Source organism: Salicola sp. AFF1, assembly GCF_056783195.1.
Map to the genome: position 1 here is coordinate 20,118 of NZ_JBXAYL010000031.1, position 8,347 is coordinate 28,464.

The 8,347-nt window shown below is 62.3% G+C and carries 6 protein-coding genes; 3 read left to right on the plus strand and 3 right to left on the minus strand.

The features are described from left to right. Positions 1-9: 9 nt before the first annotated feature. Positions 10-1,740 carry a bifunctional protein-serine/threonine kinase/phosphatase gene (locus tag AC1RQI_RS14965; RefSeq protein WP_481905430.1) on the plus strand — a complete coding sequence of 577 codons (1,731 nt, stop codon included), beginning with the start codon at positions 10-12 and terminating at the stop codon, positions 1,738-1,740. Positions 1,741-1,744: 4 nt separating this feature from the next. Here the strand turns inward: AC1RQI_RS14965 and AC1RQI_RS14970 are convergent, their stop codons facing one another. After that, positions 1,745-2,662, minus strand: coding sequence for an oxidoreductase (locus AC1RQI_RS14970; protein ID WP_481905431.1), 918 nt, complete (start codon positions 2,660-2,662; stop codon positions 1,745-1,747). Between the two features lie 152 nt (positions 2,663-2,814). Here AC1RQI_RS14970 and djlA point away from each other — a divergent pair, with 152 nt between their 5' ends. Further along, positions 2,815-3,582, plus strand: a complete 768-nt coding sequence (gene djlA / locus AC1RQI_RS14975; RefSeq protein ID WP_416632426.1) for a co-chaperone DjlA — start codon at positions 2,815-2,817, stop codon at positions 3,580-3,582. Positions 3,583-3,712: 130 nt separating this feature from the next. On the opposite strand, the gene AC1RQI_RS14980 is transcribed toward djlA, so the two are convergent. Then, positions 3,713-4,483, minus strand: coding sequence for an adenosylcobinamide-GDP ribazoletransferase (locus AC1RQI_RS14980; protein ID WP_481905432.1), 771 nt, complete (start codon positions 4,481-4,483; stop codon positions 3,713-3,715). 265 nt (positions 4,484-4,748) lie between these two features. Then, positions 4,749-7,484 carry a DNA polymerase I gene (gene polA / locus AC1RQI_RS14985; protein WP_481905433.1) on the minus strand — a complete coding sequence of 912 codons (2,736 nt, stop codon included), beginning with the start codon at positions 7,482-7,484 and terminating at the stop codon, positions 4,749-4,751. Positions 7,485-7,797: 313 nt separating this feature from the next. Here polA and AC1RQI_RS14990 point away from each other — a divergent pair, with 313 nt between their 5' ends. Beyond that, positions 7,798-8,220, plus strand: a complete 423-nt coding sequence (locus AC1RQI_RS14990) for a hypothetical protein (RefSeq protein ID WP_416632422.1) — start codon at positions 7,798-7,800, stop codon at positions 8,218-8,220. The last annotated feature ends 127 nt before the right edge of the window (positions 8,221-8,347 follow it).

Genomic DNA, 8,347 nt, shown 5'->3' on the forward strand with positions numbered 1-8,347 from the left:
CCCGCATTCATGGCATCCAGGCTCACGGTTTCCATTGGTCAGTGCTCCAGAAAGGGGCGCAAGACAGTTAACCAGGACTGTTACGGTGCATGCCAGCCGCAGGGGACGGAACGGGAGACCAAGGGGATTGCCGTTGCCGTGGCGGATGGTATCAGCAGCAGTGGTGTCAGTCAGGTTGCCAGCCAGGCGGCGGTTGCCGGCTTCTTTGGGGACTACTACGCCACTCCCGAGGCCTGGTCCGTCAGTAACGCCGTTCAGCGGGTGATTGCGGCTACCAACTCCTGGCTCCATGCCCAGACACGGCGCAGCCAGTACCGGTATGACATGGACCGCGGCTATGTCTGCACTCTCAGTGCCCTGGTGCTCAAGGGCCCTTTTGCGCACCTTTTCCATGTGGGCGACAGTCGCATCTACCAGTTGCAGGGACGGGCGCTGGAGCAGCTCACCGAGGATCACCGTCTTTGGGTCTCCCCTGAGAAAAGCCACCTGGCCCGGGCCATGGGCGCTGATGAGCGCGTGGAGATTGATTACCTGCGGGTCGGTATCCAGCCGGGGGATGTCTTTGTGCTGGCCACTGATGGCGTGCATGAATGCCTCAACGCAGCTGCCATGGCTGGGGTGATCGACGAGGGCGGGGAGGACCTCGATGGCCTGGCTCGTCAGCTTGTGGAGCAGGCGTACCAGAATGGCAGCGAAGACAACCTCACGGTGCAGGTGGTCCGGGTGGAGGCTGTCCCGGAGCAGGCACAGCCGGCCGAGGTCGTACAGCACCTGATCGGGTTACCCTTCCCGCCAGCGCTTAACCCACCCATGCGGTTTGAGGGGTACCGGATCCAGAGGCAGTTGCACGCCAGCGCGCGCAGTCAGGTCTATCTGGCACTGGATGAGGCAACCGGGGAACGGGTTGCAATGAAGGTATTGGGCACGGAAATGCGGGATGATCCGGGTCAGGTGGAGCGCTTCCTGATGGAGGAATGGATTGCTCAACGCATTGATCAGGTGCATGTGGCCAGTGCCCGCCCGCCACAACACCAGCGGCATTACCTCTATACGGTTATGGAGTTCATTGAAGGGCGCACCCTGGCCCAATGGATGACCGATAACCCGCGCCCGGCGCTTGAAACAGTACGCGACATTGTTGAGCAGATCGCCCGCGGGCTCCAGGCATTTCATCGTCTGGAGATGGTACACCGGGACCTGCGTCCGGCTAATGTCATGATTGACCAGCAGGGCACCGTCAAGTTGATCGATTTTGGCTCAACCCGTGTGCCGGGCGTTATGGAGATGGCGCCGGTGACCGTTGATGAGGGGCCTCTGGGCACGGCGGCCTATTCCGCGCCGGAGTACTTCATGGCGCGTCCGGGCAGTGTCCGGTCGGATATCTATTCGCTGGGTGTGATCGCCTATCAAATGCTTACGGGGCAATTGCCCTACGGTACGGATGTGGCGCGGGCCCGGAGTTATAGCGCCTTGAACCGTCTGCGTTACCAGTCGGTACGGCGCTACAACCCGGAGCTCCCGGTATGGTTGGATGGAGTGCTGCGCAGGGCCCTGCATCCGGACCCCAACAGGCGTCATGAGGCGCTTTCGGAGTTCATTTTCAACTTGCGTCACCCCAGCCCCGAAGCGGATCACCCGGCCCCGCTGCCGTTGATGGAGCGGGATCCGGTGCGGTTCTGGCAGGGAGTGTCATTGGTGCTGGCAGTGCTCGTGGCGGCCTTGCTGGTGCTGTTGCTGTAACCTGTCAGCCGTCCAGGCCTGTGAACGAGACACCGGTCAGGTCCTGGGAAACAGACCATAGCTTTTGGGCTACCTCCTGATTCCGCGCCAGACGGCTTACGCTGGCCTCGGCGGGCATGCCCCACAGCTCCTGGAAACCGTGGGGGCCGTAGTAATGGCCCGCTTCCGCCTGCGGTGAGGAGGCGGCAAAAACGCTGGGGTAAGCGCCCTTTTGCTGGGATTGGGCGGTAACGGCATTGAACAGGCTATGCCCGGGGATGGTGCGCTGCAAATTGGTGGCCGAGTAGCCGGGATGGACGGCGATGGACTGGATGGTCTCACCGCTGCGCCGCAGCCGGCGGTCCAGCTCCAGAGCGAACATCAGGTTGGCGAGCTTGCTCTGACCGTAGAAACGCCAGCGTTGATAGCCCCTGCGGGCATCCAGGTTGTCGAAGTCGAGGCGCCCGAAGCGGTGGGCCAGGCTGCTCAGAACTACGACCCGGGCCGCTTCCGCCGCACGCAGCCGGTCCAGCAGAAGCCCGGTCAGGGCAAAGTGCCCCAGGTGGTTGGTGCCGAACTGCATCTCGAAGCCGTCCTGGGTCAACTGCAGCGGTGGCGCCATGACACCGGCGTTATTGAGCAGAACATCCAGGCGCGGGTAATGATCATGGATGCGCCGGGCAAAGTCCCGCACGGATGCCAGGTCCGCCAAGTCGAGTTGCATCAGCTGGAGGTCAGCGTCCGGATCCTGGGCCTGTAGGCTTTCCAGGGCCGCCTGGCCCTTCTCCCGGTTGCGGCAGGCCATGATGACGTGGGCGCCGCGCTGCGCTAGAAGGCGTGTCGATTCCAGCCCGAGGCCACTGTTGGCGCCGGTGATCAACACGGTTCTTCCTGTAAGATTTGGAATATCCGCCGGTGTCCATGGAATTGGGTAGTGGCTCATTGGGTCCCTCCTTCTGGTCCTGATTTGCTACAGGTTAAACAATGGGGGCGGGGGCAGGCCAGGCATTTCGGTTGCGTTAATCACCTGTCCCCGGTCCAGGCATTGCTTTACCATGACGCTACTTTCGCGGGTTAATGATTGAGAGGGTTTGAATGTTCCTTGCGGTCCTGATCGGTGCCCTGATTGGTTCGGCTTTTGGGGTGCCTGGCGCCCTTATCGGGGCGCTTATTGGCGGTGGTCTGGTGTATGCGGGGCGCCTGAAGCTGCGGCAGCGCATCCGTGCGGTGCAGTCACGTTTCATGGAATCCGTGTTCGCGGTCATGGGCGCGCTCTGCAAGGCCGATGGGGTCGTTACCCAGGACGAAATCGAGGTGGCGGAAGCCCTTTTCCAGCGCTTCCGACTCACCGAAAGCCAACGGGAAGCGGCCAAGGCCGCCTTCAATCGCGGTAAGGCCGATGACTTCGATCTGGACGCGGAATTGAATGAGTTCCTGCGTCAGAGTGGCGGCCAGTCCGGCCTTCTGCAGATGTTCCTCCAGGTCCAGGTTGCAGCTGTTGCGGCTGATGGCCAGGTGCACGAGAACGAACATGAGATGCTGGTGCGCATTGCCCGCCGGCTGGGGCTGTCGGAAAGTCAGGTGGAGCAGCTGGAAGCCATGCTTCGGGGAGGTGCCGCCGGAAGTGCGGCGGAGCAGCAGCAATCCCTGGAGGATGCCTATAAGGTGCTTGGTGTATCCCCAGAGGTCAGTGATGAGGAGCTCAAGAAGGCTTACCGCAAACTGATGAGTGAGAACCACCCGGACAAACTCGCCGGCCGCGGCATGCCGGAGAGCATGCGCGAGATGGCTGAAGAAAAGACCCAGGAGATCGCCAACGCCTACGACCGCATCAAGCAGGCGAGAGCGGCTTCCAGTTCCTGATCAAAGGAGCCAGGACATGACCCTGACACTCCACCAGTTCCCGGTATCGCACTACTGCGAGAAGGTCCGGTGGGCCCTGGACTAGAAGGGGGGCATCGATGGGGCCCGGCGCCTCTACGATCGCCACCGCTTACAGGGCCACCAGAAAGGCCAGTAGGGCCAGTTCCGTGAGGACGATGGAGGCACCGAGCGCATCCCCGGTGTAACCCCCCAGCGCCCGGTGCAGCTGCCGCCCCCAGAGCAGGCCCACCAGGGCCGTGGCCACCACGAAGCCCCTAACCAGCCCCGGCAGCCAGAACAGGCCCACACCGGCCAGCGCAACGCTGAACGCCGTTGCCACCGCGAGCCGCGGCATCGGGAAGGTATTCGCAACCGGCTTGGTTTTGCTGGTATCCGTATCCGTCACGTACGGCATCACCGCCATCAGGAACAACGGCGTTACCCGCGCCAGCGCCGGGGTGAAAAGCAGCACCGCCCAGATCGGTAACGGCGCGAGCGCCAGGAGCAATGCCACCTTCAGTGCCAGGGCCCCGACCAGCGCCACCGTCCCGTAGGTACCAATGCGGCTGTCCTTCATGATCGCCAGCCGCCTCTCAACCGTGAACCCGCCTCCCAGCGCATCCACCATATCCGCCAGCCCATCTTCATGGAACGCGCCGGTCAGCCAGAGGTGGACAATCACCACGCCAATGACAGTCACCGCTAGGGGGAAGGCAATCGCCAGCGCCTGATACACCAGCGCATAAGCCGCCCCAAGCACCAATCCTGCCAAGGGGAAATACATGCTGCTGTGGTTCATCAGCTGCTGCGAATAATCAATCCGCGCCAGCATCGGAATACGGCTTATAAAGCCCAGACAGAGCCAGAAGGCCTGCCATTCGTGTTTCCAATTGATTGTCATGAGTAGTCCCGATCTGTTCTCTGGTAGGAACGCCACCTGCTTGCGGTGGCCAGCTGCCGGAATCCCAGGCTCCTGAAGTGGTGGCGTATCGACCCCTGACGGGGCATGAGCGCTGGAGCATGGGGAGGCTTTCCGGGAGGCTCGATGGCAGGATGCCATCGCGCCAGCGTACAGGGATGTATGTACAGCGGTCCCGGGAAGCCTCCCCGTGCTGCGGCGCCAGCAGATGTGTCAAAGGCTGGTGACGACTTCCAGGGGCAGCGCTTCAGTGCGCCTCATCCCAGTTCTTCCCGACACCAGCCTCCACGAGCAACGGCACTGCAAGCTCAGCCGCCCCGCTCATCAGCTCCTCCAGCAGCGAACTCAGCTGGGAAACCTGATCCTCCCGGACCTCCAGAATCAGCTCGTCATGCACCTGCATCGTCATGCGCGCATCAAACCCGGAGCCCGCGATCCGGTTCTCCACCATCACCATCGCCTTCTTGATGATGTCCGCCGCGCTCCCCTGCATGGGCGCGTTGATGGCAGTGCGTTCCGCCCCCTGGCGCAGCTGCCCGTTGCGGCTGTGGATCTCCGGCAGGTAGAGACGGCGGCCGAATAGGGTCTCTACATAACCCTGTTCATGGGCCGTCTTGCGGATCCGGTCCATGTACTCCAGAACACCCGGGTAACGCTCGAAGTAGCGATCAATGTAGCCCTGCGCTTCATCCCGGGGAATGCCCAGCTGGCGGCCCAGCCCCCAGGCGGACATCCCGTAGATGAGGCCGAAGTTGATGGCCTTGGCATCCCGGCGCTGGGTGTCGCTGACCTGCTCGCGAGCCACTCCGAACACCTCCGAGGCCGTGGCCTTGTGGATGTCCTCACCATGGGCGAAGGCATCCAGGAGCCCTTGGTCGCCGGACAGGTGCGCCATGATCCGCAGCTCGATCTGGGAATAGTCCGCAGCGATCAGACGGTAGCCTTCCGGCGCAATGAACGCCTGACGGATGCGCCGGCCTTCTTCGGTCCGGATGGGGATGTTCTGGAGGTTCGGGTCCGAGGACGACAGCCGGCCAGTGGCCGTCACCGCCTGGTGGTAGGAGGTGTGGATACGGCCGGTGCGCGAGTTGATCACTTCAGGGAGCCGGTCCGTGTAAGTGGACTTGAGCTTGCTCAGGCTGCGGTGCTCCAGAATGGTACGGGGCAGCTCATAGTCTACCGCCAGTTCCTGCAGCACCGGCTCCGCCGTGGAGGGCGCCCCTTTCGGGGTCTTCTTGAGCACCGGCATGCCCAGCTTCTCGTAGAAGATCTTCTGCAGCTGCTGGGGGGACCCCAGGTTGAATTCCTCGCCGGCGGCCTCCCAAGCCTGTTCTTCCAGAGCCTTCATGCGCCCGGCCAGCTCGTTGCTCTGGGTGGCGAGAAGGTTGGCATCCACCAGGGTGCCGCGGTATTCCATGTGGGCCAGCACCGGCACCAGCGGCAGCTCGATGTCGCGGTAAACGGCCCCCAGCGCTGCGTCGTCCTTGAGGCGCGGGCTCAGGGTTTCGTGCAGCTGCAGGGTGATGTCCGCATCCTCGGCGGCGTAGTGGCCAGCGGTTTCCAGTTCGATCTCGTCAAAACGCTTTTGCTTGGCGCCCTTGCCGGCAATGCTTTCGAAGCTGGTGACCTCGCGTTCCAGGTAGCGCTGGGCCAGGGTGCCCATATCGTGGCGCGAGCCGGCGGAGTTCAATACATAGGACTGGAGCATGGTGTCCTCAATGCCGCCGCGCAGGGTGATGCCATGGTTGGCCAGCACATTGATGTCGTACTTCAGGTTCTGGCCGACCTTGATGCGCTCGGGATCCTCAAGCAGTGGCCGCAGCTGCTCCAGAACGGCCTCGCAGTCCAGCTGTTCCGGCGCGCCCAGGTAGCTGTGGCCCAGCGCTACGTAGGCAGCGGTGCCGGCCTCCACCGCGAAGGACACGCCCACGATGCGGGCGTCCATGTAGTTGAGGCTGGTGGTCTCCGTATCAAAGGCAAACACTGGTGCATCGTGTAGTGCGGCGAGCCAGGCATCCAGGGCCTGCTGATCCAGAACCGTATGGTAATCGGTCGTCACTTCGGCCGGCGCGGCAGTGTCCCCACCGTTACCGGTCTGCTGTTTTTCCGGTGCGCCACTGTCGTTTTGCAGCTCCCGGATCCAGCCGCGGAACTCCATCGCCCGGAACTGTTCAAGCAGCTGCTCCCGGTCCACCGGCTCCGGGTCCAGTGCTTCCACGCTGTAACCGAGGTCCAGTTCGGTTCGGATGCGGGCCAGGTCCCGGCTCAGGGGCAGCTGGTCCAGGGCGGCCCGGAGGTTGTCGCCGATTTTGCCACCCACCTCGTTAGCATGGGCCATGAGGTTATCCAGGTCGCCGTACTGCTGGAGCCATTTGACGGCTGTCTTGGGGCCGCATTTGGTCACGCCCGGGATGTTGTCCACGCTGTCGCCCACCAGGGCCAGGTAGTCCACGATCTGGTCCGGCTTGACCCCGAACTTCTCGATCACTCCCTCCCGGTCCATGGAGGTGTCGTTCATGGTGTTGATCAGCGACACATGATCGCTCACCAGCTGGGCCATGTCCTTGTCGCCCGTAGAGATGATGACATCCACGCCCTTGTCGGTGGCTTCGTTGGCCAGGGTGCCGATGACGTCATCCGCCTCCATGCCATCCTCGATCAGCAGAGGCAGCCCCATGGCACGGATGATGTCGTGGATGGGCTGGATCTGGCAGGCCAGGTCCTCCGGCATTTCCGGGCGGTTGGCCTTATAGTCCTCGTACAGTTCGTGCCGGAACGTTTTGCCTTTCGGGTCGAAGACGATGGCGATGGGCGAGCCCGGGTAATCCTGCTGCAGGCGGCGGATCATGCTGATCACGCCCTTGACCGCCCCGGTGGGCTGGCCCTCTGAGGTGGTCAGCGGGGGCAGGGCATGGAAGGCCCTGAAAAGATAAGAGGAGCCGTCCACCAGGACGACGGGTCGGTCTTTGCTGAGCTCAATCATGGGGGTGTCGCTTCAGGGTTATGGTCACGCGGAGTGTTCCAGAACGGGCGTTTCACAGTCCATAGGTGTTAACCATGGCGGCGGCGGAAAGGGGCTTCCCACCGTTGCCACCAAGCAGCCTGGAGCCGGTACGCGGCCAGGTACTGTCACTTCAATGGTTTCTGGTTAGCTGTTCATTATGGCGTGATTTGTGAACCCTGCAACCACACTTTTTACACCATTAGTATGCGTATTCTAATTATTCACCGTAGTCTCCAAGCTGAAGCAATCAGTGGGCGCAGGCGCGTCGATGAGCATTCAAAGGAGGTTGACCATGAGTAAGATCCGCAATTATCAACAACAGGTACAGGACGTCATCGAGAAAGGCATCAACACGGTTGAAAAGCAGCACAAAAACCTGGCCGAGCGCCCGTTCGAGCTTGCCGAGAAGGTCGAGAAGCAGGCCAAGAGTTACAGTGTGAAGTCCGTGCGCGCCAAGCATGACGACTACGCCAATACGGCTTATGAAACCCTGCGTGTATGGAACAAGCGGCTGGGCGACTACGCTGACAGCCTGATCGGGCGCTTTGACAAGGAAGCGGCTCAGGATGAGCAGAAAAGTGAGCAGCAGGGCAGCAGCAGTTCGCAGTCCAGCAGCCAGAAGCAGTCCGGCTCCAGCGCCAGCAAGCAGTCCAGCGGGGCGAAGAAAAGCTCCGGTGGCGCTAAGAAGCAGACGGAGAGCCAGCCCTCCGCGTAACGAGGCGGAAACGGGGCGCTCAAAACGGGCAGCGGCGAGAGCCGCTGCCCGTTTTTTGTTTGCCCGGCGAAGCCGGCAAACCCGGCCACCTGCAAGAAGGTGGCGTCACCCCGACTGAGGGGAAGAC

What these genes read in the sequence shown, in the direction of transcription:
- AC1RQI_RS14970 (WP_481905431.1), bottom strand. Translation starts at nt 2,662, where the DNA reads ATGAGCCACTACCCAATTCCATGGACACCGGCGGATATTCCAAATCTT.
- AC1RQI_RS14965 (WP_481905430.1), top strand. Translation starts at nt 10, where the DNA reads ATGGCATCCAGGCTCACGGTTTCCATTGGTCAGTGCTCCAGAAAGGGG.
- polA (WP_481905433.1), bottom strand. Translation starts at nt 7,484, where the DNA reads ATGATTGAGCTCAGCAAAGACCGACCCGTCGTCCTGGTGGACGGCTCC.
- AC1RQI_RS14980 (WP_481905432.1), bottom strand. Translation starts at nt 4,483, where the DNA reads ATGACAATCAATTGGAAACACGAATGGCAGGCCTTCTGGCTCTGTCTG.
- djlA (WP_416632426.1), top strand. Translation starts at nt 2,815, where the DNA reads ATGTTCCTTGCGGTCCTGATCGGTGCCCTGATTGGTTCGGCTTTTGGG.
- AC1RQI_RS14990 (WP_416632422.1), top strand. Translation starts at nt 7,798, where the DNA reads ATGAGTAAGATCCGCAATTATCAACAACAGGTACAGGACGTCATCGAG.